Consider the following 25,415-nt stretch of genomic DNA (forward strand, 5'->3'; position numbering starts at 1 on the left):
TTTTTTGCCTGCAATTTGTGAACGTCATTGTGCGGCTTCAATAGGATCATGTTGATGGTGAGAAACCGCAGGGTTTGATTCTGGGGTGATCAGGCTATACTGAGTTTTGTGTGTTAGTCAGGACCTCAACTCAATGAACAACGTATCGACATGGATGGCTCGTGATCCAGATCCAACCACACGAGAAGAATTGCAGCGGCTTATTGATTCCAATGACCAATTAGCATTGGAAGAAAGGTTTAGCGCCCGTTTAGCGTTCGGTACTGCCGGACTCAGGGGGATCGTTGGGGCTGGGCCGAACCGAATGAATCGATTGGTGATACAAGAAACGGCTTTAGGGTTGGGCACATACTTGCTTCAGCAGGTTGATGATGCGGCCGCGAAAGGGGTCGTCATTGGCTATGATGGCCGGCCGGATTCCAAACAATTTGCGACCGATGCGGCGGTGATGTTGGGGTCACTTGGGATCCACGTGTATCTTACTGAGACTGTTGCGCCGACACCTGTGGTAGCATTTAGTGTGCGGCACTTGAATGCGGCAGCCGGGGTGGTGGTGACCGCAAGCCATAATCCGCCCGCGTACAATGGCTTTAAAGTCTATTGGGGTAACGGTGCGCAAATCATTCCGCCACATGATAGCGGTATTGCCGCGCAGATCGACATTGCCGCGCAAGCCCCCCTACCGGATTTATCCCTGTCTCAAATTGAACCGCTGGGCTTACTCTCGTTATTGGGCGGTGCTTTTTATGCGCAATACCGCCATGCTGTGAATAGCAGTCCTTTTTTATCCAACCATACCGCGCCAGAAAAGGTCAGTATCGCGTATACCGCCATGCATGGGGTGGGGGCAGATCTCGCCGAAACCTTATTGGCCGATGCGGGGTTTAATCAGGTTTACAGTGTAAAAGCGCAGCGCGAACCTGACGGCACGTTTCCTACCGTGAACTTCCCTAATCCGGAAGAGCCGGGGGCGATGGATATGGTGATTGCCGAAGCGAAGGCTCACGGCGCGACATTGGCCTGTGCGAATGACCCGGATGCCGATCGTTTTGCAGTGGCGGTGCGCACGGAAGAGGGCGAATATAAAATGTTGACGGGTGACCAGGTCGGTATGTTGCTCGGGCATTACCTGCTTACCCGAGTGACGCCCAATGAAGCCTTGGTCGGCACCACGATTGTCTCGTCCAGTTTGCTGGAGAAAATAGCCAAGTCGGTCGATGCGAAGTATTTTCAGACCCTGACGGGTTTCAAATGGCTCACGAATGTGGCGATGGAAAAGGAAACGCCAGAGCAGCCGTTCGTGTTTGCGTACGAAGAGGCATTGGGCTACACCGTGGGCACGACCGTGTGGGATAAAGACGGCCTGTCTGCCTTGGTGGCATTCGCGCAATTAACCGCAGAGTTGGCCGCCAATGGCGCGACGGTGTGGGATCGCATTGAAGCGATCTATCGTGAACATGGGTTATACCTTAATGCACAACGCAGTATTGCGCTGCAGCCGGGATCACCACCGATTGGCGATACCTTGCGGGCACAACCGCCCAGTACGATTGCTGGCCGTGCCGTGGTACGTACGGATGATCTGAAAACATCACAGCGTATTGATGCCGAAGGGGTGATCGAAACCATTGACTTACCGGCCAGCGATGTATTGATTTATCATCTTGATGATGCCTCGCGTGTTGTGGTACGTCCGTCAGGTACTGAGCCCAAATTGAAGTGTTATTACGAAGTGGTGGAAGCCATGGGGCACGAAGATTGTCTGAAGCATGTTCAGCAACGAGCAGAAGAAGCGATGGCGGATTTGATCGAAAAGCATCAAGCGTCGTTACAGGGATAAGCGACATAAAAAGAACAGCCCGCCATGGTGAACATGGCAGGCTGTCGTGTTATTCGCGGTGTCTTTTTCTTGTCTTTTTTGTTTTATTTTTCGTTTTGCTTTTCGTTAAGTTCAGCATAGGTGTGCAGCAATTCCGTCAACACTTTTACCCAACCAAACGCATCGCGAGGCGCATTGTTCAGGATCGCTTCCACTTGCTCACAATGCTGTTCCAGCGTGACAGCTTCTTCCAGATTGAAAGAAATGGCGTAGAAGTGCCATAAGATCAAGCGTGTCATTCGCTCGGTATTTTGCTTGGCCATTTCGGACTCGGCAAACGCCGCTGCCACTTCACCCAAGGCGATCGCATTCATACGCAACATGGCATCGAACTGTGCTGATTTCATACGCTCTTCACTGTCGACTTCTTCTTGTTCAAAAGTAAACAGTTCTTGCATCGCTTCTTCTGGCACCATACGGCTGATCACGCGTAGGCTGAACTCTTCTAGTTCGTGGCGCGGCATGGTCATCAGGCATTCAAGGCTATAATCGCGTTCCATGGTTACTCTGTTCTTTGGTTTGCAAGGGCGCATATTTTGAGTGATTTTGCATGAAATTGCTAGCGCTTGTTAGTTGCCTCGCAGGTTGCCAATACAAGGTGCGCTTCTCTGTGGAGGAGACTCGGCTTTGACAGGGTTTTGACATTACACTGATTAGCTTGGGGTATGGTCGGCGCGAATTTGTGATGAAGAGTGACTATGAGCAAGCAACACACACCGAATGAATCAGAGCAAAAACAGGCTGGCGTGAACGCGGGTAATACCGCAACGTCATCATCCAATGCCTCGGCAACGCCACGTAAAAAGCGGCGTGTCCCGCGCTGGGTGACATATTCATGCCTTGTCGGTGTTCTGGCCGTTGGCGGTGGACTCACCAAAATGGGCTTTGCGCTGAATGGCGAAATTACCGAAAAATTTGAAGGGCAGCTCTGGCAGTTGCCTTCGGTTGTTTATGCCCGTGAGTTAACGTTGCAGCCTGGCGCGCTGATCCGATATGAAGATTTGATTAGCGAGCTGAAGGTCCTGAAATACCGGAAAGTGAATAAGCCCACTCAACCGGGGGAGTATGCTACTAGCCGATTGAAAGTGGAGTTTATCCGTCGCCCGTTTGATTTTCGTGATGGGGCACAAGAAGCCCGTCATATTATTGCGGAGTTCGATTACTCCAAAGTGAAACGGATTATCGAAGGGGATACAAAGCGCGAGTTAGGCTATGTCAGTGTCGAGCCGAAAATGCTGGGTATGCTGGAAGCTAAAACCGATGAGCAACGCATCTATCGCCCAATGGCAGAAATGCCAAAGCCATTAATTGATGCCTTAATCGCGACCGAAGACCGCGATTTTTATGAGCACGATGGCGTCTCACCGACGGCGATTGCACGTGCCTTTTTGGCCAACCTGAAAGCCGGTAAAACCGTACAAGGGGGCAGTACCCTGACGCAACAGCTGGCAAAAAACATGTTTTTGTCCAGTGAGCGTAGCCTGTGGCGTAAATTCCGTGAAGCCTATATGGCGATCATCATTGATTACCGTTACAGCAAAGATCAAATCTTAGATGCTTACCTTAACCAAGTGTACCTTGCGCAAAGTGGTCGCGATGCTGTGCACGGTTTTGAATTGGGTGCGCGTTTTTATTTTGGTTTGCCATTGTCTGAATTGCGTGTTGACCAGCAAGCGTTATTGGTCGGTTTGGTGAAAGGGCCGTCTTATTACAACCCATGGCGTTACCCTGAACGAGCAGAGCGCCGTCGTGATCTCGTCTTGAAGCTGATGATGGATAATGGTGCGTTGGATCGGTTTGATTATAAAGCGGCCATCAAGCACGATTTAGACTTGCAGGCCAAAGGGCAGATTTCTAATCGTCAGCCTGCCTATTTTGGCCAGCTTGAACGTGAACTGGAAGCCAAGGTAAGAGGTTATGAACCTGGCCAAGGGCTACGTCTATTCACCACGCTTGATCCGCGTTCACAAGCCATGGTGGAGCAGTCGGTGAACAAAGTGATTCCGACGCTAGAAGCCAAAGCCGGTAATGAGCTGGAAACTGCCGTGGTGGTGGCAGATCGAATGACCGGTGAAATCCGTGCCATTGTCGGCGGTTCACGTCCGGGTTATGACGGTTTTAACCGCGCGGTCGATGCCAAACGCCAGATCGGCTCAGTGGTGAAACCCGCGATTTATCTGGCGGCACTGGAAAAGCCGGAACAATTCTCCTTAGCGACCAGCCTGAAAGATGAACCGCTAACTGTACGGGGTGAAAATGGCGAAAAATGGTCACCGCGTAACTATGACCGTAAATACCGTGGTGAAGTGCCGTTATACCGCGCGTTAGCGAAATCCTACAATATTCCCACGGTGAACCTTGGAATGGCAGTGGGGCTGGATAGCGTGATTGATACTATGGGTCGCCTTGGCATCAATGAAAATGAAGTGCCGAAGTTACCGTCAATGCTATTGGGGGCTTTCACGCTGACGCCAGTGGAAGTGACGCAAATGTATCAAACCATCGCTAACGGCGGACAGCGCAGTGAATTGACATCGTTGAGTGCCGTGGTGGATAAAGACGGTCGAATTTTGTATCAACATTTGCCGACATCCAGCGAAATGGTGTCACCGCAAGCCGCATGGTTAACCATGTTCAGTTTGCAGAAAGTCGTCACGGAAGGGACGGGGCGTTATTTGAATTCCTTGTTGCCTTCATCACGACTGGCAGGAAAAACCGGAACGTCTGACCAAGGCCGAGACAGTTGGTATGTCGGGGTTGATGGACGCGAAGTCGTGACCATATGGATGGGGCGTGATGATAACAAAGCCGTGAAACTGACCGGTTCCTCTGGCCCGTTGCGTTTGTATGCCGATTATATCCAACACCGTGATCCAGAACCTTTGGTCATACCGGTTCCCGATCGTGTGGTGGATTTTGAGTATTACCGCGATCAACGGGGTGTGTTGGCGCWAAGTTGTACGGGCAATGTGTATCTGCCGACGTGGGATCCACAGGGCCAATTGCGTGAAGGGTGTGAGATACTGCCCGTTAAGCAGGTACAGCGTGGCGTACAGCATGTCGAGGATGGCGTGAAAGAAGGTGTGAAGCAGGTTGAAACCTTCTTCAATAAATTGTTTGATTGGTAAGGTATTTGCGTCACGCAGGTGCGATCGCTACAATGCTGCGCTCTACACTGGTCAACCGAGATAAGTTCGACATGCGTTTATTGAAATCAACCGTACACCCTGAGTTATTGGATCTTGAAGGCAGCATGTTTCACCGCAAAGCGGCACGAGGCATTATCCTGCAGGGTGACAACATCTTGATGCTCTACACCGCACGCTACCATGACTACACGTTGCCGGGGGGAGGGATCGATGAGGGTGAAGACGCGGTACAAGGGTTGATCCGTGAACTGGAAGAAGAAACCGGTGCGCAGAACATTCGTGATATCACAGCGTTTGGCATCTACGAGGAATATCGCCCGTGGTACAAACCGGATCACGATATCATGCACATGGAATCCTACTGCTTTGTGTGTACGATTGATGCGCAGTTGGGCGAAACGAACCTTGAAGATTATGAAATCAACAACGGCATGAAACCGGTGTGGATCAACATTTTCGATGCTATTGCACACAATGAGCATACCATGGCGAACAGTGACAAGAAGGGGATGTCGATTGAACGAGAGACATTCTTATTGAAATTGATTGTCGACGAGTTACTGCCTGCGCGCGCTAACGAAAAACACGTTGCATGATACGGTATACGATCACACTGCGTTGCCTTAGTTAATTTAGGGACACACCCTCGCTACAGTGTTAAAAAGCCAACCCTAACGGTAATCGTTGCGGTTGGTTTTTTTGTTTTGGCGCCTACGACGCAGTGTTGCTAGCGCACAGCGGTTTACTGCACGAGCTCATGAATGAAGTTGATGGTATTTTTCTTACAGTAATACGTAAATTTCGTTTCCTCTACCTGCACATCAATCCCAGTACTCTGTACGATTTCTTTTTCTTCATTCATGTAGTCAAACAGGGTAAAGCGAGCGTCTTCATTTTTGCAGGTCAGCATGTTACCCGTCACGAATTCGCGTTGATAGCGATTACTTTTTAGCGCACTTTTTTTGCAGCTTTCAGAGAAAATAACACGATTATTTTTCAGATCGGTGATGTTTAAATCGAAGTGACGTTCATCACGTCTCAACTCAATCATCTTTTGATTACTTTCACAGGAAAAGATCAGTGAACGAGGTTTTTCTTTGGGTAATGCCATCGCAGGCGCGCTCAGCGAGGCACATAACAGACAGGTAAGAAAGTAAGCATTTTTATTCATCGTAACGAGCCCGCGTTCACGCAATGTGAATGGTTGATGGATTGGATTTAAGTTATTGAGTAACTAGTAAATTCTATGCCTTGACGGCTTATCTTGGCGTTATGCTGGCATGGTGATGTTTTTTTGCACGGTACAAATAAAAAGAGTTAAACCGACGGCACATTGTGGTGCTTGGTGGTACATAACACGAACATCAAGCTGTGATGTTAGCCGTGATTTTTTGGGTGAGGAAAAAAGGAAAAATACCTGATAATAATAACAATAGCGTGATCGTGAGCGGGTAAATGTGCAACGTGGGGCGTTGTTCACGTTGAATGCTGTGGTCTGCCCCGCTAAATACCGCTATACGGCCTTAGGTCTATTGATTATTCAATGGCTTAGGGGACTTAGATGATGGGGTAGGTGTTTTTTTGTACGCATAATGCCTGCGTGGTGAAACTTACTTTTATATGTGCATTTAGGAGAAAATAATCCTCCCATCATGGGCAAAGGGAGGACATATGAGAAAACAATTATCTGTTGAACGGTGTAAATTATCCCTTATAAGAACAAGGGCATCTGATGGTAAACACAGCCCAGCCCGTTACCTCTACTTACGCTTGAATAAAGGTTTTTGATAATGAAAAAGCACCTATGGACCGGTTTTATTGAGACAGTTAAACGTGAAGTGGTACCTGCATTAGGTTGTACCGAGCCTGTTTCGGTTGCATTGGCTGCGGCCATTGCTACACGCACTTTGAAAGGTCAGCCTGTGCGTATTGACGCGTTTGTGTCACCTAACCTAATGAAAAACGGCATGGGTGTTGGCGTACCGGGTACGGGTATGGTCGGTTTGCCGATTGCTGCGGCAGTGGGTGCTTTGGCGGGTGAGCCAGATGCCGGTCTTGAAGTGCTAAAACACATTACCGCAGATGATGTTGCGAAAGCCAAAGTGCTATTGGATAACAATGCCGTAGCAGTAGGCGTGGCGACCGTAAGTAATATTTTGTATGCGAAAGTCGTTGTTGAGACAGCGGAAGAGACGGCGAGTGTGATCATCGCAGATGGCCACACCAATGTGGTATCGATTGAAGTGAATGGCACCGTGACGTTCATTGCCGATCAGCCGACGGATTCTGCTCCGGTGAAAAAAGAAAACATTTTCGAGCAAGCGACGGCGCACGATATTTACGATTTTGCGTTGAATGCGCCTCTGGAAGACATTGATTTCATTTCACAAGCGTACGATTTGAATAATGCGTTGTCAGAAGAAGGCTTGACGGGGAATTATGGTTTGCAAATTGGTGCAACGTTCCAGCGTAACGTTGACCGCGGTTTGCTGACTGGCGGTTTGATGACAGACATTCTGCGTCGTACCTCTGCCGCGTCTGATGCGCGTATGGATGGCGCAATGATGCCAGCAATGAGTAACTCGGGTTCAGGTAACCAAGGCATTGCGGCAACCATGCCTGTTGTCGTCGTGGCTGAGCATGTGAAAGCGGATAAAGAAACAACGATCCGTGCTTTGATGCTGTCTCACCTGATGGCTATTTATATTAAGAGCTACCAAAATAAGCTGTCTGCGCTATGTGGTGCAACAACGGCATCAATGGGGGCGGTGGCAGGCATGACATGGTTACTTGGTGGTCAGTTTACTCAGATTAGTGATGCGATTTGCAGCATGATAGGTGACATTACCGGTATTATCTGTGATGGTGCAAAAACCAGTTGTGCTATGAAGGTCTCTTCATCGGCGAGTGCTGCACTGAAAGCCGCGTTGATGGCGTTGGACGGTATCCGTGTGACGGGCAGTGAAGGTATTGTTGCGGATGACGTGGACAACTCTATTCGTAACATGTCGGCATTGGCAAACGGCGCAATGACACAAACAGACGTACAGATCCTTGAGATCATGGTACACAAGTAATCACAGATAAGTTATTGATTCTCTGACTATGTCGAGTACCAAAGGAAAGACATAGTTAGCAGGATCTCGGCGTTAAGATACATCTTCGATGACTCTGCATTAAAATGAAATCGCAAAATTGCCAATGATTTCATTCTCTCTATTCTTGATACTCCCTTCACGTGACTCTTCACAGTATGAAAAAGCGAGATGGATATTCTCTACGTTTCCGTACATCAATACATGCCGTAATAATATGTCACTGTTTAACTGATGAATGTGTGACTCCCACGAAATGGCGCTTTTAAATAAATTAAAATTTACTTTCATAGATTGAATGTTTCCTTTTTTACTGTGTGATTTTGTTCACGATATTGTTGAAACCAAAATCGTTTTCGACCGGTGGATCGAGACATAGGTATCCTTATGATGTTATTGGTAGAGGAAATAATTGCGTATAAAACAGACAGGGTGTGAAATTTTTATGACTGAGAATATAACGAATGGATGGGATGCAAAGAGTAACGATATTGACAAAAGCAGGGAGTGGGAAGTGTTAAGCTTTTTGAAGATACGGTATAGATGATTGCGTGACGTGAGTGAAAAGTGACGTAAATGGCGAGAACGCCATTTACGTCGACTTTCGAAATTATAGCGCTACAACGTTAGCTGCTTGAGGGCCTTTTTGACCCTGCTCTACTTCGAAAGATACTTTTTGGCCTTCAGCAAGAGTTTTGAAACCCTCTGAAGCGATAGCACGGAAATGAACGAATACGTCAGCACCGCCGTTATCTTGAGTGATGAAACCGAAACCTTTCTCTTCGTTGAACCACTTAACGATACCAGTTGTTTTGTTAGACATAATATGTCCCTTATATAATTAAATTCATAAAATTATCGCAAAATGCGATGCGCTGATAGTCTGAATTATTTAATGTGACGATAAAGCTAAGGGAAACACTGAGAATAACAACAATGACGAAGAAATACTGAGGCTTACTTTTACTTGAAGTTTCATTAATAACTCCTAACAACAGAGCGAGATGGATAATACCTCAGTTGAGATTTATGTAAAGGTTTTTAATGAAAATTAAGGTGAAATGAACGAAATTTATCTGCTTTCGAACAAAATTATGCCACGTAGAGCGTTGTATCATCAGGGGGGAGACATTTTCTGGAAGGATGATATCGATGAGCCTGAATGTGACGTCACTCAGGGGGGGCGACCAGTACACGCCCGTAGCGACTTTTCTGTACCAGATCTTGAAGCAAGCTTTGTTCATTGCTGGTACAAAACAATTGACGAACAAAAATGCCTTGCCATGTCACCGCACCTTTTTCGTAATGTGGGGCATCGGGGCCCGCAAACCGTGAATAGTCGTAAATTTCAAACCGTACCTCAGGGCTTTCCTCATCAGCAGGTTTATGGCACACCGCTTTATAGCGAAAAGCCAATTGCCGTTCTTGGGTGTCACGCGTAAACGACACGTATTTCTCGGGGCAAGTTTCATCAAAGTCTACGGTTGCGTTGTGGCTGATCGTGAGCCGATACGTGTCGTTTAATTTAGAAAAGGTGATGGCATTACCACCATTGAGGCAAGAAAAGAACGATTCGGGCACCTGTGCCTGTGTACTCAGGGGGAATAACAGGGTTATGCATGCCGCAATGCACCCTGCGGTGACGGAAGATGATTTCAACACAATGATCTCTGTTTGTTCCCGAAACGGCAGGGAGGGTGAAGGTCGTTGTGCGTCATCCTGTCATGTGCTGTGGTGTTTGCATTCAAAACGTGGTGAATATTCCACCGTCATTACATTCTCTTTTCTGGTTTTCATTCGTTACCTGTTTGTATGTTACCTATGGCACACAATGTGTCTTGTCTTCCGTCTTTTATTTTCCCGCCTTAGCTATCTTCCTTGATGGCCAAGGCCTGCTCTTTTCATGCTGAGTATTCAATGATCTTATGTTATTGGGGTGGGGATGTGTCCTTCTCTTCTGGCACATAGCCTTTGGATGGCGGCGAACTGACATCGGATGTCACCCATCCACCGCCTAACACTTTGTACAGCGTGAGGAAATTCAGCTGTTCAGAGAGCTTGGTATTAATCAGTTCTTGTTGTGCGGTGTAGTAAGAACGTTGTGAGTCTAATACGGTGAAATAATCATCAATCCCTTCATCAAACCGCAAATTGGACAAATGGAAACTGTCGCCTGTCGCGTTGACGAGCATTTGTTGTGCGGCCACTTGATCTTTCAATGTTGCTTGATTGGCTAGCGCATCGGCCACTTCCCTGAAGGCCGTTTGAATGGCTTTTTCATATTGATTGAGCGCAATTTGTTGATCCGCTCTGGCAACGTCTAATTGTGCATCCAGCTCGCCCCAACGGAAAATAGGTAACACCAAGGTTGGGGTAAAGGTCCAGCTTAAACTGTCACTGGAAAATAGGTCACTCGCTGAAGCGCTCAGTAATCCGCCCGTGGCGGTCAATGAAATGGCAGGAAAATAGGCGGCTCGTGCCGCTCCGATACTGGCGTTGGCCGCAATAAGCTGATGCTCCAACGCCTGGATATCAGGGCGGCGTAACAGGACCGTTGAGGGCATACCCACCTGAATAGGTGCAAATTGAATGCGATCGGCTTTTTGAGGTAAGAGGTTGGCTGGAATACGGGTGCCGACCAAGGTGGTGAGTGCATTAATGTCTACATTCACTTGGCTGGTGAAGCGGGCGACATCTTTCAGCGCGGTGGCAACCGTGGTTTGTGCCTGTGCCACATCCAAGCCGGTGGCGACGCCGCTGTTTAAACTCTTTTGGGTTAAGTTGAGGGAGTCTTGCTGCAGCACCAAGGTGTCTTTTGCTAGCTGCAATAAATACTGATCCGCAAGCAGGGTGAGGTAAGCTTCAATCACCCCACTGACTAAACTGAGCTGGGTGTTTTTTCTGGCCTCAACGGTCGCCATGTATTGCTCTAAGGCTTGTTGCTCAAGGCTGGCCACGCGGCCCCAAAAGTCTATTTCATAACTGGTGATCCCGAGATCCACGCTGTATTGTCGGCTGATGGTTGAATTGCCATTGTTGGCATTTTCAGGCAAACGTTGGTTCGCGGCCCCGGCAGCGGCATCAATGTTCGGTAAGCGGCTGGCACGTTGAATGCCAAACAGCGCTTCTGCCCGCTGAATGTTCAAGATAGCGATGCGTACATCACGGTTATTGTTTAGAGCCAGATCCACCACTTGTCGGATATTGTCATTTTGTACAAACAAGCGCCAATCTTGTTCGACCGACACCGCTTGTTGATGGGATGGCGGGGGCGCGGCCGGTGTGTGCGGGGAGGCCGAGGCATTAGGCACGGCATCACTGGATAGCACGAGTGGGTTAGTGGCATACGTGTTGCTGTTCGTCGCCGTGTAAATGGAGTAATTGCCTCCTGCCGCCGCATTGGACGATACCGGCCACTCAGACGCCACCGGTAAGGCCGTTCGTTCATAGTCAGGAATAAAACTGGCACACCCTGAGACGAACAACGCCACCATGACAGAGAGGGCAACGCCGGATGGATTAGTCATGGTTCGGCTCCTTATGCTCGACGTTTGCTGGCTTATTAGCGGGTTCGGGATCGTTACCGTGGAACACGCGCGTGACCACCACAAAGAACAGGGGAATGAAGAAGATACCGAGGAATGTTGCGGTGAGTACGCCACCGACAACGCCGGTCCCCACCGCATTTTGCGCCCCTGAGCCTGCCCCATTGGAAATGGCCAGTGGTACCACTCCCATCCCAAAGGCCAGTGAGGTCATCAATATTGGACGTAGGCGAATTTTGGCGGCATGAATAGCGGCGTGGTAGAGATCTTCACCGGCGTCATGGTAGGACTTGGCAAACTCAACAATCATGATGGCGTTTTTAGATGCCAACCCAATCGTGGTTAGCAATCCCACTTGGAAATAGACATCGTTATCCAGCCCGAAGAACAAGGTGGCGCTCACCGCCCCGAGGATGCCCAGTGGAATGATCAAAATAACTGAAAATGGCACAGCCCAACTTTCGTACAAGGCCGCCAAGCAGAGAAACACAATCAAAATGGAGAGGGCATACAGTAGCGGTGCCTGACCACTGGAAATGCGTTCCTGATACGACATTCCTGTCCATTCTACGCCGACCCCCGCCGGTAATTGACTGACCAGACGTTCCATTTCTAGCATGGCATCACCAGTACTGACACCGGGAGCGGGTTCTCCGAGAATTTCCATCGCCGCTGTACCGTTATAGCGTTCGAGGCGGGGTGAACCATAGGTCCATTCGCCGTCGCTGAATACCCGCATCGCGACTAAATCGCCTTCGCTATTCCGCACCTTCCATTCCATGATGTCTTCTGGGTTCATGCGATACTGCTTATTGGCTTGGACATACACCTGCTTGACTCGGCCCCGATCGACAAAGTCATTCACGTAACGACTACCAAAGGCCGTGCCGAGAGTGGTGTTGATGTCATTAATAGATACGCCCAATGCGCGGGCCTTGAGTTGATCAATTTTGATGTGGTATTGCGGTGTATCGTCTAAACCGTTGGGGCGCACAGCAGTCAAAAGTTTGCTTTGTGCGGCCATGCCAAGCAATTGATTGCGAGCTTGGGTCATGGCTTCGTGGCCCATACTGGCACGGTCTTGTAAGAACATGTCAAAACCGGTGGCATTACCCAACTCCATGATAGCGGGAGGGGCAAAAGCGAAGATCAAGGCTTCTGGAATTTGGGTAAATGCGCCCATGGCCCGTCGGACAATGGCGTTGACCTTATCCTGCGGCTGAGTACGTTCATCCCAGTCTTTGAGTGAAACGAACATCATGCCGGTATTGGCACCGGCACCGGCAAAACTGAAGCCGGCGACGGAGAAAACCGAGTTCACGTTTTTCTTTTCTTTTTCTAAGAAATAGTCTTCGACTTGATCGAGGATTTCCAGCGTTTGGCCTTGGGTTGATCCACTGGGCAGTTGCACCATACTCATCATCACCCCCTGATCTTCATCCGGTAAAAAGCCGCTCGGCAGACGTAAAAAGATCAAAGCCATCACCACCCCAATTCCAAGGTAAAGCAGCAAAAAACGCACACTGCGATGAGTAATGAATGTCACCGCTTTGGTGTACTTTGTGGTGGCATTGTCAAAATGGCGGTTAAACCAGCCCGCAAACCCTGTGGTTTTATGGCCGTCGGTGGTCTTTAGTAAGCTGATGCACAAGGTAGGGGTTAAGATGATTGCGACCATCACGGACAGTGCCACGGCCGTCACAATGGTGATGGAAAACTGACGATAAATGGCCCCGGTTGACCCCGCAAAGAATGCCATCGGCACGAATACCGCACACAGCACCATCCCGATCCCGATCAGGGCGCTGGTGATTTCATGCATGGATTTTTCTGTCGCGGCACGAGGGTCAAGCCCTTCCTCTTCCATGATCCGTTCGACATTCTCTACCACTACAATGGCATCATCCACCAATAGACCGATGGCCAGTACCAAGGCGAACATGGTTAAGGTGTTAATGGAATACCCCAATACCAGTAAGACGGCAAAGGTGCCGAGCACCACGACAGGCACGGCGATGGTCGGGATCAAGGTCGCACGTAAGCTTTGCAGAAAGAGCAGCATCACCAAGAACACCAAGAACACAGCCTCGAGTAAGGTTTTGACCACTTCCTCGATAGAGATTTTGATGAAGGGGGTGGTGTCATAGGGGTAAACCACACTGATCCCTTCTGGAAAGAAGGGTTTCAGTTCATCCAGTTTTTCACGCACCGCATCGGCCGTTTCTAGGGCATTTTTCCCAGTGGCTAAGGCAATGGATATCCCTGACGCGGGCTGTTTGTTATACGCAGACACGGTTTGGTATGACGCTGCCCCCAATTGCACTTCGGCGACATCTTCAATCAGCACTTGCGAACCATCGGGGTTCACTTTAAGCAGGATTTTTTCAAATTGCTCGACGGTCTGTAAGCGGGACTGCGCCGTGATTGTGGCGTTGAGTTGCTGTTGGGGCATCGTCGGTGCGGCGCCGAGTTGCCCGGCAGAAACTTGGGCGTTTTGCTCTTGAATGGCCGCCACCACATCCGACGGCATTAAATCAAAGCTTTCTAACTGGAAGGGGTTGAGCCAAATGCGCATGGCATATTCTGCGCCGAAAAGTTGGGTTTGGCCGACGCCATCAACCCGGCTAAGCGGATCAAGCACGTTACTGGCGATGTAATCCGAAATGTCATTGTTATCCACGTTGGGATCGTCCGATACAAAACCGATCACCATCAAAATAGAGTTACTGGCTTTTTCAACCCGTACCCCTTGGTTTTGTACATCAATGGGGAGCAACGGGGTAGCCGCTGATAGTTTGTTTTGTACCTGCACCTGCGCAATATCGGGATCGGTCCCAGCAGCAAAAGTCAGGGTGGTGGTGGTGTTCCCGAACGAGTCTGATGTTGAGGACATATAAAGTAAGTTGTCCAACCCGTTCATCTGTTGTTCAATCACCTGAGTCACGGAGTCTTCTGCCGTTTTGGCGGATGCCCCCGGGTAAGTCGCTGAGATTTGGATCGCAGGTGGCGCAATGGTGGGATACTGCGCAATGGGCAGCATGATGATGGCAATCACCCCTGCGAGCATCACTAATATCGCGAGTACCCAAGCAAAGACAGGACGAGCAATGAAAAAATGAGCCATAACGCGTTCCTATTGCTGACTGTTTTGGGGGGAGTGCTGAGGAGTGTGTTGAAGACCCGTGGAAGGATCCACTTTCGCGCTGACCTCATGGGATTTCGCGACAGGGCTGCCGGAACGAACAAACTGCACCCCATCGACCACCACTTTTTGCCCGACATCTAGCCCCTTGGTGATGAGCCATTGGTTGTTAACGAGTCGACTGGCTTCGACCGTTTTGATTTCGACGGTATTTTCGTTATTGATGACAAAAACTTGTGCATCGCCTTTGGGGGTGCGAGACAGCGCTTTTGCCGGAATCAGTATGGCTTTATCGATCACCCCGCGTGGCAGTGATGCACGCACAAACATACCCGGCAATAAAATCTGGTCAGGGTTGGGAAAGCTTACACGCAGGACAAAAGAGCCGGTCGCTTCATTGATATTGATGTCAGAAAACAGAATTGCACCACGGTGGTTATAGGTGGTGGTGTCTTCTAAAAAGAGCGTGATGTTTTTGGATTCATTATGGGTGCGGGTAAATTGCCCTTGGGCGAGTTCACGGCGAAACTGCAGCAGTTCGGTGCTGGAGGCGGTGAGATCCACGTACATTGGGTCATAGGTTTGCACCGTGACTAAAGGTGATCCTTGATTCGCGGTGACTAGCGCCCCTGCGGTGACGGTCGAACGACCGGCGCGTCCGGCAATGGGCGAATAAACGCGGGTATAGTTGAGGTTGATTTTTGCGTTTTCAACGGTCGCAACGGCACTGGCAACATTGGATTGCGCTTCTTGATAGGTCGCGACGGCATCATCGAAATCCTGCCGTGATACCGCCCGTTCTCTCACCAAACGGCGATAACGTTCTGCGCGATTGCGAGCGGTAGACTGATTCGCGAGCGTTTTTCTAAGATTTGACTGTGCTTGATCGAGCTGTAACTGGAAAGGGGCGGGGTCAATTTGATAGAGAGGCTGACCTTTTTTCACCATCGTGCCTTCATCAAATAATTGACGGAGGATAATCCCGCCTACCTGTGGGCGAACTTCTGCCTCAAAAGAAGCCAGTGTACGGCCCGGCATTTCATCTTTCAGTTCTACCGGTTGGGTCTGAATGGTGACATAACCAATATCATATTGTGGCCCCTGTGCGGCGGGGGTTTCTTTCTTGTCACACCCTTGCAGCAGGCTGGCACTGAGCCATACGGCCGTGAGAGACAAGCGTTTTAATGTGCACAAATTCATCATAATCACAGCGTATGTCCACCCCATTCATCAATGACAAGCGCACGCTCAGCAAAAGCCTGCGGATTATGAAAGCTTATTGAATATTTTTAGGGGCTTATGTCTTAACTTTGCGTTAAGTGGCGAGGGGAGAGACGGTAGAGGGGAGTATGCGGCCGCTTTTCAGTCAGTTACTGCGTGAACGACCGCATGGGGAAAAGGATGAAAAAGGATAAATAAGTGCTCTATGTGTCCGCGAGTTTTTTCATTTGTAGGCCAAGGAAGACAAAACTGATCCCTTCTATCAATAATGACACGCCAACAAAGATCCCCAGTAACGATAATGAGAACGTCGGATCATCCAGATAAGAAAAGAAATACACGCCAATGATGACGGATAACAAACCACTTAAAATAATCCACGTACTGCCGGGCAAGGCGCGATTGCTCATGCCAAAAATCATGCGCGTGACACCGTTGAAAATCATCACAATAATCATCAGCATCGTGATGGTCACCAAACCGGCCAGAGGTTTGAACAGGATGAACAGCCCACCGACGATATAGAGCACGGCACTGAGTACGTACCAGAGTTTGACCTTCCATGCCTGAATACTGAAGGTGTGATAGGCCTGCACTAAGCCGCTAAACAGAAAAATAGCGCCAATAATGGTCGTGATGGTGATGCCAGCTGCTATGGGCAGACTGATCGCGCCAATGCCGGCGAGCGCGATAAGCAGGCCGACAATGACAAACCATTTCCAGCCTTTCGATAAAAAAGCATGCCCGACAGAGGACTCCGGTGTTTGACTTGGTGTTTCCATGCGTAACCCCTCGCTGTGATGGTAATGATGACTAATTACTTACTGTGATTGGTATGACGTGCAGTGTTAATGCGCTGCAATCATGGTGAATAATCATTCCAAGTCTAGTTGAGGTCAGCTGACGATATGATCTTTCAGGGAAAATACGTGAAGATAAGACGAAGCGCGACACCACCGAAAAAGTGATGCCGCGCTAGGAAGGCGTATTATGAAAGCTTGTTATGAAAACAGCGGCGTGCACCTTGGCACGGGGCTTACACCGCCATCGCCGTAGGGTGAAGATACTGCTGCCATGCCGTGTGGTACAAGGCTTTAGAGGTGGCACGCAGTTGGTTAATTTGCGCGTTTTCAAACTCGCTGACATCACGTTGTTGAGAAAGAGCAACACGCTCAATGCGTTGGATTTGTTCGTAAATCTTGTGCTCTTCACCGTTTTTGACATCAGAAACGGCGGCCAAGTGTAACTGCACTTCGGCAATCAACTGTGACTCAGGTAAACGTACCAAGACTTTCAAGTCACGGTAACCAGATGCCGTCGGATTTTTAAAGCGGTTCTTTACCGCAACCAAAGTGGCTTCTTTTCCCATCAACTCAAATGCTTGCACAAGACTAGGGATATCTTTCGCGACTAATGAAGCACGCGCAAGGTCAGTGATTTTTGTGACGTCACCAGCCAGTTCTGTATCGATTTTGGTCTGTGCACGTTGCTTAGATTTGACGCCCGGCAAGATGACCTCAGTGTGTGTCAGCATGCCAATTTCTTGCATGAGATTACTCAGTTCATTTTGTGCGGTCGGTGCTTGTGCGTACAGCGCATCAAACTGCGAGTACGGCTGAGCAATACGCGGCGCACGCCAATCTTGAATGCTGTATAGACCGCTCAAGCTTTGCTGGAAGGATTTTTTGCTGCCTTCCGATAAGCGAGCAGGGTACTCATATTCTTGTTTGTTGTGATCAGTTATTACCGGTGCGGCAACGGCTGAACTTCGGCCCAAAACAAACAAAAGGATAAAACATGTGCGAAGTAACGACTTCACGTCCATTCAACAACTCCTTGTGCCAGGGGTCTCTGGCTATACGTAAACGGGGGGTATCAACGGATAATGCCGATGAGAAAAAAGACGTATATTGTGGTGTCGTATCGCGCTACAAGACGAAGATTATCAGAGTTAGCTGAACGAGAGATGAACTTCGCTCACACCATGAAGTGTGGATAGGGGGCTGATGCGACTTGCTTTCTTAATCTGTGATGAAAGCCCATTGTACGGGTGGGAGAACGCAATGGTGTGATAAAAAAAGGAGCCGGTCAGGCTCCTTCTGCGTGAAATGTATGTGTTGTCCGTTTACTTGTCTGCTTGTTTGTTTATCGCTCAGTGGCTCTTACGCTATTAGCAGGCGAGCGGCAATGGCTGATGGGCTTGTGTTTGAGAAACGAGTGACGGATGCAAGTATTGATGCCAAGCTTGCTGGTACATTTCTTGCGATTGATGACGCAGTTGTGCGACGGTCGCTAATTCAATGTCATTCATGGCGCGCTGTTCGGCTTGGGCGTTACGTTCAATTTGCTGAATGGATTCGTAGATATCATGCTCAGGGCCACTTTTAATATCCGCAATCGCATCAAGGTGCAGCTGAATTTCAGCGATGATGCCACTGTGCGGCAGTTTCACCAGCATTTTCAAATCGCGGTAGCCAGAAGAGGCCGGGTTTTTAAAGCGGTTTTTTGTTTCCAATACCGTGGTTTCACGGCTAAGCAAGGTGTAGGCATCCACTAGAGAAGCAATGTCGTTCGCCACTAAACTGCCACGGGCTAAATCGGTTAAATGTTCCGGGTGGCCATTCAGTTCAGTCTCAATTTTATACATGGCACGTTGCTTCGCTTTTACGCCAGGTAGCACCGGTTGGGTTGATGTATGCAGGCTGATTTGAGTCAGCAGTTGCTGCAATTCATGCTGTGCGGGCTCAGCGAGTTGATATAGGCGGTCAAAGTCAGTGAATGGCTGATGAATGGTGGCCGCTCGGAAGCTTGGAATAGCATAAAGGCCGCTGAGTGAGTGTTGGAAACTGTCCTTGGTATCTTGTGTAGGTGATGCGGGATGTTCGATATCCGCATCCGTGAATTGGGGAACCGTTGCGTTGGCAACAGGGCCTCGTCCTAAAATACACAATAGGACAAAACACGTTCTGAACAAAGACTTCGCGCTCATTGAATCTCCTTGAACTCACCACCGAAACTGATGTGGTGCTATTGAAGATATCGGGTCTGATTGTGGGTTTTCAATGCGACCAAGGTCGAAATATCCTTAATCATTAAAAGGTTGTGATCCGGTTCTCACTTAAGTTATGCGTCACTTTTTCTATGTGTAACATTCCATGACAGTGACGAACTGGCATAAAAAAGAGTGCTAGAATAACGCCGTTTGTTAACCGAGAGATTTGTCATGCAACAGGATTTGATCATTATTTTTGCCATCGTGTGGGTTGGGATGGCGGTAGGCAGTTACATGTTGTTCCAACGCGGAAAGGATGTCGCAAGGAAACGTAAATTGTGGCCGATATATACCATTGGCAGTAATGTCGTTGTCGCTGCGGTGATTGTTTATATTCAGCCGCCGCTATACACCATGTTGGCCTTGTTGGCACTATTGGTTCCCGTGACAATCATGACCGTACGTTCAACCAAGTTTTGCGATGCGTGCGGTAGCCCTTCGCGTTCACCGTTTTTCATGAAGCCACCGGCAAACTGCTCACATTGCCAGAAGCCATTGAAATAATTTTCTGCTTTTTATTTCACGCGCTATTGCAAGCCACGCGCTCATACTCTCTTAGGGCATTGGTATACGGTACCGTCACCGGAGAGAGACAACATAAGCCGTGGTTTGTGATTAAGCGTTCACGCATTTTTCCGTTAATGCGTTGGTCTCAAACTGAATACCTTGCCAACCATATTTCATGAAATTACGGATATTTTGATGATCGTCGCCTTCTGGGTGTTGCAGTACGTCTAGGCGATAATGCTCACCGAAACAGGCTAGCACTTCGGCTTCTGATAATGCGTGGCGTTGAGCAAACGCAAATACACGGCATGAGCCTTCATTTTTCCCTTGCGCATTGTGCAAGGTTTCTTTGCCTAAGCCATTGGTAAAGGCGGTGGGGGAAAAATCGTAATGCTGATTAATCGTGTCAATCACGGTTTTGAAGCTGAGGGTTTCTGGTTGGTGTTTGATGTGATGAAGTAGCGTTTCCATCGCGATACTCTCCTTTTATCGGTCTTCTTCTATTGGATGGTGATAAATCAAGCCCGTGAGCGTGTGGAATGCACTCACGAGCCTGTCTTAATTAGCGCTGACCTTGTTTTTTGGTCTGCTGCTTGAGTTCAAATTCTAACTCATCAGGGAAAACAACCAAGCCGTCTTCGTCTAGGTTCGGGAAAATAACCACAGCCAATTCGTCATCTTCAAGGCCATGTGTCCAGCGACTGTGCCATTTGTTCAAAGAAATGGCTTCTGCTTTACAGTTATCCCAGTCACCGGTTGCCCAAGACTCCGCGAATTCTTTGTTTGGCCAAACCGGCACGCAATCTTCATCGTCCGTGTTGAGCATCACACAACCGTGCTCATCGGTCAGAATCCAAATTTCGCGGTTAGCAACCACTTCTTTAACCAAATATTGGTAACGCTTTTCAGCATCATACGCTTGGATTGTTTCAATTTGGCTTGGATCTAATGGCGTAGACATTTGTCTTTTCCTGTAACACATAGTAATAGCGTCATAGCATAGAGGAAAATTAGACTTTAGTCATTGTGTTAGCCCTACAGACTGGCTGTAGGGCAACGAAAAAGCCACGGGGAAGTGAGTGGGGTGTATTAACGCAAGGTATAAGGAATACGAACGGAGAGTTGGAAATCGGGTGCATCCGCGGTCAGGCCGGCATTGACCCCTACGTTTAAGGTGGTTTCTGGGTTTATCGCGTAGTTTGCCCCGAGCGAAATGGAATCAAGCTGCAGCAATTTCGCGTCTGATTGTGTTTCACCGTTGATCTTCGATTTCAAAATGGTTTTATGACTCAGGCCAAGACTGAACGAAAATTTAGGGTTCACCGCAAAGCCCATCCCCGCACTGAAGGAGATGGTATCCCCCAAATCAATGGTATTAGCTTGCAAGCTGCTGGTGGTGCCATCTTCATTATCTACGGTGACATCGACTTCAACATCGTCCTTAATATTCCAGATATAGCTAAAGTTGGCGTAGATAACCGCAGGATCCATCGGCAGGATCATGGTTAGCCCAGGCTCAATACTGGGGAACCCAGACCCTGTCGGCAATTCCTCAAAGTCACTCAGGTCGTTGATAGGCACATCATACGGAGAGGTCCCCGTTGTGGTTTTAAAGCGCAAGCCTGCAATCCAGTAGGGGGGATTTTCCATATTGATCTGGTATTTAAAGGCGGCTTCGATATCACCGATGTCGCTGCCTTCTACAGTGCGTAAGGTATCACTCGGTACCCCTTGCTGTAGTTCACGCTCAAAAATAGAGTCTGAACGGTAAACCCATGGCACGCGGGCTTCTACTTCTAAGCGGTTAGTGATGCCGTAACGGCCCGTTAACCCGAAGGTGAGAGTGGTTCTATCAATGTCACTGGCGCGGATCAGCCCGACAATCAGTGACGGCAGGACGGTGTAACCGACGATAGAGACACTGTTTGATGAGTTTTGGGTGTATGAAAAACTTCCATCGATGACAAAAGAGCCTTTGGGCGTAAGAACGCCGGGCAAATCAGGATCCAGTAAATCCCCAAAGGTCTGTACACGCTTGGGTTTTTGTTGCCCTTGCGTGGCATCGGTCGTGTCTGCCGCGACGGTCCCTGACATCAAAGCAAGAAGCGCGATAAAGCTTTTATTATTGAACGTGCTCACGATAGCCTCACTTACTCTATTGATTTACCGACTCTTTAGTACATAAAAAGAGGGGTAGGATTAGCACTTTTTTACGTGGTTATTAGGTAAATAACAGATAACTCGGATAAGAAAATCATAGTTGAGGTGAGAATAAGAGGGTAATTGAGATTCTCAGATACAGTCTTACACTTGAGAAGATTTGCGTGTCTATTTATGACTCYTTATTGCTGTAGCTCATTCTGGTTTCCAATGAATAAGGCAGTATTCTAATAGTTGAAATGTTGAGACTGATTTTCATATTTTAGGCATTATAAGTAATGGAAATAAATAACAAAAAGTTCAGATTCAAATGGATCAAAAATTATTAAAAATAATACAGACGGGAAACTTGCCAACACTATAGTTAAGTTATCTCGCAAACACATGCGGGTGATTATAAGAAAATAACTACTCAATATATTTGGAGTAATATCATGCGTAAAACACATATCGCACTTTTAGTAGCAGTAGTAAGTTCTCCTTTAGCACTTGCAAATTCATATTATGACCCGTACAACCCTTATTACGATGACGGCAATGATAAAACCATTACCGATTCATACAACAAAGATCTTGATGCCACATTAAGTAAGAGTGTGCATAAAGAGTACAACATTGAAAAGACGTATAAGTCAGATGATGACACGTTGAAAATGTATGATGTGAACAACACGGATAAGCATGAGTACATTAATAACAGTACTCATGACTATAGCCAAGACTGGAGCATCAACATCGAAGAAACCTGGAATACCGCAGAATCAAAACTGGATGGTTCTGTTGCGTACAGCAGCGTTTCATACGGCGGCGCATGCTGTGAAGACAAAGGCGGTTACTACGGTAAAGGTTACGGTGCGCCACAAGCGCCATCAAGCTTAACGGTAACGCACAGTAACGACATGTCAGGGGCATTCTCTGGTGCGTCAGGTATCAACATTGCAGGTCAGAATGCGGGTAATAACTCGTTGGTACAGCAGAGTGCTAGCACCAATGCCATGTTAGCCGGTAATTAATACATAACTGAGGGCTGTACGCAGCCCTCAGGAGGATGTCATGAAATATTTAACACTGATAGCGGCGGCCTTTATTTCAATGAGTGCGACAGCGGCTGATGAGTTGGATATTCTAGCAAATTCTGAATTGTTGACAGATGAGTTGATGACCGTATCCCGTGGCGGTGAATACGAGTTAAAACTGGATAACATCTCAGCCAGTTCAGATATGTATGGCGATGTTGCAGGTAATGGGGCGTATAACAATACAACGGGTGATAATATCATTGACGCTGGGTCGTTAAGTAATTCATCAGGTGTGTTTAATATTGTCCAAAACACCGGTAATAATGTGTTAATTCAAAATGCAACCGTGGTAAACCTGACATTGAAGTAATTGTTAGTCTATCTACGCTGGCACAGTATGTGTCAGCAACCAATCAAATAACAAGATAAATTGAATTGGTTTCGCAGGGGTAACAAATGTGCTTCTTTATTTATGGTTAGAACAATAGGTTAACCATATCACACGGATGTGCATTATAAAAATAGATTACATATTTTGGAGTAGTATCATGCGTAAAACGAACGTTATGCTTTTAGCAGCATTAATTGCCACGCCGTTCGCAATGGCTGATGGCGGCTATGATAACAAGTACGATGATAAAAAATACGGCGGCGGATATTATGACAAGCACGATGGTGATGTCACCATCGAAGGCAGCAAAAATAAATCAGCGACCATTGATGTCGATGTAGATTACAGCAAAAAAGTGCATTACAACAAAAGTGAGTATTCAGATGATGATTATCTGAGTATGAAAAATGTGGGCAATACCTACTACTTGAAAGACGAAGATAATTCAGAGTGGGACGCATCGATTGATGTGCATATTGAAAAAGAAATCAATCACTATCTTGCTAAATCAAAGCTTTACGGTGGCGTAATGGCAACCGAAGTGACCTACGGCGGGGCGTGTTGTAAAGGTAGCGCGTCTGCCGTAATGGTGGATCATTCAAACATGATGGGTGATGCGTATCAGAGTGCATCTGGTATCAACATTGCCGGTCAGAACGTGGGTAACAACTCAATGGTTCAACAAACAACAAGTACCAATGCAGCGCTTGTTGGCTCAGGTGGAGGTACCTTACCGGGTGGCTCATATTAATTAAATAAAGGGCCGCAAGGCCCTTTCTTCATTGAGGTATCATTTCTAATATTTGTGATTGAACGGTTTTGCTTATAGTGAATAAACAGGTCATCACGTTGGGTAGGCGGTAACGCGTATGAAAAAATCAACTGTATTGCTTCTCAGCTTATTAACCACATCAAGCGCATTTGCGTTGGATTATTTTCCTAATCGAGGCGGCTACAATGTGCCTGTGCAAAGCTATCAAGAGCAATTATTTGGTGATGTATTCCGGCAGCAGTATGATTTTAGCTGTGGGTCCGCTGCCGTTGCATCATTGCTGAAATTTCACTATGGGATTGAAGCGAAAGAAAATGTAATTTTTGAGTACATGTTTAAAAATGGCAATCAAGAAAAAATAGAGCAGGAAGGCTTTTCCATGCTGGACATGAAAAAGTACCTTGTTTCTCTCGGGTTGGATGCGAATGGCTATAATATTCCATTAGAAAAATTCCGTCAGTTACGGATCCCGGCGATCACCATTGTTAACTTTGATGGGTATATGCACTTTGTGGTGATTAAAGGTATGAATACCGATAACGTGATATTAGGCGACCCTTCTCGCGGTACGATGTTAATGGCCATAGAAGATTTTAAACATTACTACAAAGGTTCCGTGTTGTTAGTTAAAAACAGAGCAAGGATTGGTCGGGAAAGCTTTATTACAGCTGATAATTATAATATTTACTCCCCCTCACCAGTAGCAGAAGCCGTTGCGAGAGACTCTCTGTCTACCTTCAGTATTACGTTACCTGGTGCAAATGATTATTAGAGGCTAGTATGAGAAAGTCAACGAGATTGCTTGTTGCGACAGCAATAGGCAGCACGGCACTGATTGCGAATGCATCTCTTGGTTTTTTGTCGGTAGATGAAGTCGCCATCGCGTCATTGAGTGATGGTGAAATGTCCTCCTTGCGGGGGGGATTTGTCTCTGTCAACAATAACATTATTAATATCGGACTCTCCATTAACACGGCAATTAACGGTGAGACGGTACTCTCCACCCATATTGCAGACTTCACAATCAATAATGGAATACTCACGAGCCAAGACGGTAAACAAACCTACGATTATGCCGACCCTCTCCAAGTGATTAAAGTCGGGGATAATAATATCTACGGCGGTAAACCGGGTTCTGATGTCGCCGGTGTGGTGGTGCAGAATGCGTATGACGGTACCGTGATTAATACACAAACCGTATTGGATATTGAAGCGGATATCGATGGATATAACCGACAGACGTTATTTAAAAACCAGTTAGAAAGCGCTATTCTCTTTAATGGTTACTGATTGATGTAATACTTTTTTGATATTAATATCACTTTTTTGCTATTTTCATAGGCATTGCTAATCGCAATGCCTTTTTTGTATGTGTTATCCCGGCGGTGATAGGAAAAAGTTCCATTAAAAATTGTTTATTTTTGCATGTGTAACTTATTGATAGTTATCTTTTTTGTTATTAATAGTTGTGATTGTTTAATTC

The 25,415-nt window shown here is 47.5% G+C and carries 23 protein-coding genes; 10 read left to right on the plus strand and 13 right to left on the minus strand.

Annotated features, from left to right (window positions below; translation table 11 throughout):
* Positions 1–133: 133 nt before the first annotated feature.
* Positions 134–1,840: a phospho-sugar mutase gene (locus tag L4C36_RS10495; protein ID WP_428477755.1), complete on the plus strand. Its 1,707-nt coding sequence runs from the start codon at positions 134–136 to the stop codon at positions 1,838–1,840.
* Between the two features lie 83 nt (positions 1,841–1,923).
* Here L4C36_RS10495 and L4C36_RS10500 read toward each other — a convergent pair whose 3' ends face one another.
* Positions 1,924–2,379, minus strand: a complete 456-nt coding sequence (locus L4C36_RS10500; RefSeq protein ID WP_428477756.1) for an exoribonuclease R — start codon at positions 2,377–2,379, stop codon at positions 1,924–1,926.
* A gap of 198 nt (positions 2,380–2,577) precedes the next feature.
* On the opposite strand from L4C36_RS10500, the gene mrcB reads away from it, so the two are divergent.
* On the plus strand, positions 2,578–5,007 hold the full coding sequence (gene mrcB, locus L4C36_RS10505; RefSeq protein WP_428477757.1) for a penicillin-binding protein 1B: 2,430 nt from the start codon (positions 2,578–2,580) through the stop codon (positions 5,005–5,007).
* 71 nt (positions 5,008–5,078) lie between these two features.
* Complete coding sequence (locus L4C36_RS10510) at positions 5,079–5,624, plus strand: NUDIX hydrolase (protein ID WP_428477776.1); 546 nt, start codon at positions 5,079–5,081, stop codon at positions 5,622–5,624.
* Between the two features lie 146 nt (positions 5,625–5,770).
* Here L4C36_RS10510 and L4C36_RS10515 read toward each other — a convergent pair whose 3' ends face one another.
* A complete protein-coding gene (locus tag L4C36_RS10515; protein ID WP_428477758.1) occupies positions 5,771–6,079 on the minus strand; it encodes a hypothetical protein in 309 nt (102 codons plus the stop codon).
* Between the two features lie 739 nt (positions 6,080–6,818).
* Between L4C36_RS10515 and L4C36_RS10520 the strand changes: the two genes are divergently transcribed.
* Positions 6,819–8,105 carry an L-cysteine desulfidase family protein gene (locus L4C36_RS10520; protein ID WP_428477759.1) on the plus strand — a complete coding sequence of 429 codons (1,287 nt, stop codon included), beginning with the start codon at positions 6,819–6,821 and terminating at the stop codon, positions 8,103–8,105.
* A gap of 628 nt (positions 8,106–8,733) precedes the next feature.
* On the opposite strand, the gene cspE is transcribed toward L4C36_RS10520, so the two are convergent.
* The 8 genes from cspE to L4C36_RS10560 form a co-directional block, all read right to left on the minus strand.
* Positions 8,734–8,946, minus strand: a complete 213-nt coding sequence (cspE, locus tag L4C36_RS10525) for a transcription antiterminator/RNA stability regulator CspE (protein WP_428446033.1) — start codon at positions 8,944–8,946, stop codon at positions 8,734–8,736.
* A 347-nt stretch (positions 8,947–9,293) separates the two neighbouring features.
* The gene (locus tag L4C36_RS10530) at positions 9,294–9,785 is read right to left on the minus strand and encodes a hypothetical protein (RefSeq protein WP_428477760.1); all 492 of its coding nucleotides are present in this window, start codon (positions 9,783–9,785) and stop codon (positions 9,294–9,296) included.
* A 266-nt stretch (positions 9,786–10,051) separates the two neighbouring features.
* Positions 10,052–11,650 (minus strand): efflux transporter outer membrane subunit, encoded by a 1,599-nt coding sequence (locus L4C36_RS10535; RefSeq protein WP_428477761.1) that lies wholly within the window; start codon positions 11,648–11,650, stop codon positions 10,052–10,054.
* Entirely contained in the window at positions 11,643–14,792 is a 3,150-nt protein-coding gene (locus tag L4C36_RS10540; protein WP_428477762.1) for an efflux RND transporter permease subunit, read from the minus strand. The genes L4C36_RS10535 and L4C36_RS10540 overlap by 8 nt, the downstream gene beginning before the upstream one ends.
* Before the next feature lie 9 nt (positions 14,793–14,801).
* Positions 14,802–16,013, minus strand: coding sequence for an efflux RND transporter periplasmic adaptor subunit (locus tag L4C36_RS10545; protein ID WP_428477777.1), 1,212 nt, complete (start codon positions 16,011–16,013; stop codon positions 14,802–14,804).
* Positions 16,014–16,234: 221 nt separating this feature from the next.
* On the minus strand, positions 16,235–16,813 hold the full coding sequence (locus L4C36_RS10550) for an HdeD family acid-resistance protein (protein ID WP_428477763.1): 579 nt from the start codon (positions 16,811–16,813) through the stop codon (positions 16,235–16,237).
* Positions 16,814–17,067: 254 nt separating this feature from the next.
* Positions 17,068–17,856, minus strand: a complete 789-nt coding sequence (locus tag L4C36_RS10555; RefSeq protein WP_428477764.1) for a nucleotidyltransferase family protein — start codon at positions 17,854–17,856, stop codon at positions 17,068–17,070.
* Positions 17,857–18,201: 345 nt separating this feature from the next.
* A complete protein-coding gene (locus tag L4C36_RS10560; protein ID WP_428477765.1) occupies positions 18,202–19,020 on the minus strand; it encodes a nucleotidyltransferase family protein in 819 nt (272 codons plus the stop codon).
* 234 nt (positions 19,021–19,254) lie between these two features.
* On the opposite strand from L4C36_RS10560, the gene L4C36_RS10565 reads away from it, so the two are divergent.
* Positions 19,255–19,587: a hypothetical protein gene (locus tag L4C36_RS10565; protein WP_428477766.1), complete on the plus strand. Its 333-nt coding sequence runs from the start codon at positions 19,255–19,257 to the stop codon at positions 19,585–19,587.
* A 111-nt stretch (positions 19,588–19,698) separates the two neighbouring features.
* Here L4C36_RS10565 and L4C36_RS10570 read toward each other — a convergent pair whose 3' ends face one another.
* The 3 genes from L4C36_RS10570 to L4C36_RS10580 form a co-directional block, all read right to left on the minus strand.
* The gene (locus L4C36_RS10570) at positions 19,699–20,061 is read right to left on the minus strand and encodes a HopJ type III effector protein (RefSeq protein ID WP_428477767.1); all 363 of its coding nucleotides are present in this window, start codon (positions 20,059–20,061) and stop codon (positions 19,699–19,701) included.
* 91 nt (positions 20,062–20,152) lie between these two features.
* Positions 20,153–20,551 (minus strand): DUF2750 domain-containing protein, encoded by a 399-nt coding sequence (locus L4C36_RS10575; protein WP_428477768.1) that lies wholly within the window; start codon positions 20,549–20,551, stop codon positions 20,153–20,155.
* 128 nt (positions 20,552–20,679) lie between these two features.
* Positions 20,680–21,729, minus strand: a complete 1,050-nt coding sequence (locus L4C36_RS10580; RefSeq protein ID WP_428477769.1) for a transporter — start codon at positions 21,727–21,729, stop codon at positions 20,680–20,682.
* A gap of 455 nt (positions 21,730–22,184) precedes the next feature.
* On the opposite strand from L4C36_RS10580, the gene L4C36_RS10585 reads away from it, so the two are divergent.
* The 5 genes from L4C36_RS10585 (at position 22,185) to L4C36_RS10605 (ending at position 25,222) form a co-directional block, all read left to right on the plus strand.
* Complete coding sequence (locus tag L4C36_RS10585; protein ID WP_428477770.1) at positions 22,185–22,763, plus strand: hypothetical protein; 579 nt, start codon at positions 22,185–22,187, stop codon at positions 22,761–22,763.
* A 40-nt stretch (positions 22,764–22,803) separates the two neighbouring features.
* Entirely contained in the window at positions 22,804–23,139 is a 336-nt protein-coding gene (locus L4C36_RS10590) for a carbon storage regulator (protein ID WP_428477771.1), read from the plus strand.
* A gap of 178 nt (positions 23,140–23,317) precedes the next feature.
* Positions 23,318–23,911, plus strand: a complete 594-nt coding sequence (locus tag L4C36_RS10595; protein WP_428477772.1) for a hypothetical protein — start codon at positions 23,318–23,320, stop codon at positions 23,909–23,911.
* 118 nt (positions 23,912–24,029) lie between these two features.
* Positions 24,030–24,704 (plus strand): C39 family peptidase, encoded by a 675-nt coding sequence (locus L4C36_RS10600; RefSeq protein ID WP_428477773.1) that lies wholly within the window; start codon positions 24,030–24,032, stop codon positions 24,702–24,704.
* A gap of 8 nt (positions 24,705–24,712) precedes the next feature.
* Positions 24,713–25,222 carry a hypothetical protein gene (locus tag L4C36_RS10605; RefSeq protein ID WP_428477774.1) on the plus strand — a complete coding sequence of 170 codons (510 nt, stop codon included), beginning with the start codon at positions 24,713–24,715 and terminating at the stop codon, positions 25,220–25,222.
* Positions 25,223–25,415: the final 193 nt, after the last annotated feature.

It is taken from the genome of Photobacterium japonica (assembly GCF_050337005.1).
GTDB classification, from domain to species: Bacteria; Pseudomonadota; Gammaproteobacteria; order Enterobacterales; family Vibrionaceae; genus Photobacterium; species Photobacterium japonica.

What these genes read in the sequence shown, in the direction of transcription:
- L4C36_RS10495 (WP_428477755.1), top strand. Translation starts at nt 134, where the DNA reads ATGAACAACGTATCGACATGGATGGCTCGTGATCCAGATCCAACCACA.
- L4C36_RS10500 (WP_428477756.1), bottom strand. Translation starts at nt 2,379, where the DNA reads ATGGAACGCGATTATAGCCTTGAATGCCTGATGACCATGCCGCGCCAC.
- L4C36_RS10510 (WP_428477776.1), top strand. Translation starts at nt 5,079, where the DNA reads ATGCGTTTATTGAAATCAACCGTACACCCTGAGTTATTGGATCTTGAA.
- L4C36_RS10515 (WP_428477758.1), bottom strand. Translation starts at nt 6,079, where the DNA reads ATGATTGAGTTGAGACGTGATGAACGTCACTTCGATTTAAACATCACC.
- L4C36_RS10520 (WP_428477759.1), top strand. Translation starts at nt 6,819, where the DNA reads ATGAAAAAGCACCTATGGACCGGTTTTATTGAGACAGTTAAACGTGAA.
- cspE (WP_428446033.1), bottom strand. Translation starts at nt 8,946, where the DNA reads ATGTCTAACAAAACAACTGGTATCGTTAAGTGGTTCAACGAAGAGAAA.
- L4C36_RS10535 (WP_428477761.1), bottom strand. Translation starts at nt 11,650, where the DNA reads ATGACTAATCCATCCGGCGTTGCCCTCTCTGTCATGGTGGCGTTGTTC.
- L4C36_RS10540 (WP_428477762.1), bottom strand. Translation starts at nt 14,792, where the DNA reads ATGGCTCATTTTTTCATTGCTCGTCCTGTCTTTGCTTGGGTACTCGCG.
- L4C36_RS10545 (WP_428477777.1), bottom strand. Translation starts at nt 16,013, where the DNA reads ATGATGAATTTGTGCACATTAAAACGCTTGTCTCTCACGGCCGTATGG.
- L4C36_RS10550 (WP_428477763.1), bottom strand. Translation starts at nt 16,813, where the DNA reads ATGGAAACACCAAGTCAAACACCGGAGTCCTCTGTCGGGCATGCTTTT.
- L4C36_RS10555 (WP_428477764.1), bottom strand. Translation starts at nt 17,856, where the DNA reads ATGGACGTGAAGTCGTTACTTCGCACATGTTTTATCCTTTTGTTTGTT.
- L4C36_RS10560 (WP_428477765.1), bottom strand. Translation starts at nt 19,020, where the DNA reads ATGAGCGCGAAGTCTTTGTTCAGAACGTGTTTTGTCCTATTGTGTATT.
- L4C36_RS10565 (WP_428477766.1), top strand. Translation starts at nt 19,255, where the DNA reads ATGCAACAGGATTTGATCATTATTTTTGCCATCGTGTGGGTTGGGATG.
- L4C36_RS10570 (WP_428477767.1), bottom strand. Translation starts at nt 20,061, where the DNA reads ATGGAAACGCTACTTCATCACATCAAACACCAACCAGAAACCCTCAGC.
- L4C36_RS10575 (WP_428477768.1), bottom strand. Translation starts at nt 20,551, where the DNA reads ATGTCTACGCCATTAGATCCAAGCCAAATTGAAACAATCCAAGCGTAT.
- L4C36_RS10585 (WP_428477770.1), top strand. Translation starts at nt 22,185, where the DNA reads ATGCGTAAAACACATATCGCACTTTTAGTAGCAGTAGTAAGTTCTCCT.
- L4C36_RS10590 (WP_428477771.1), top strand. Translation starts at nt 22,804, where the DNA reads ATGAAATATTTAACACTGATAGCGGCGGCCTTTATTTCAATGAGTGCG.
- L4C36_RS10595 (WP_428477772.1), top strand. Translation starts at nt 23,318, where the DNA reads ATGCGTAAAACGAACGTTATGCTTTTAGCAGCATTAATTGCCACGCCG.
- L4C36_RS10600 (WP_428477773.1), top strand. Translation starts at nt 24,030, where the DNA reads ATGAAAAAATCAACTGTATTGCTTCTCAGCTTATTAACCACATCAAGC.
- L4C36_RS10605 (WP_428477774.1), top strand. Translation starts at nt 24,713, where the DNA reads ATGAGAAAGTCAACGAGATTGCTTGTTGCGACAGCAATAGGCAGCACG.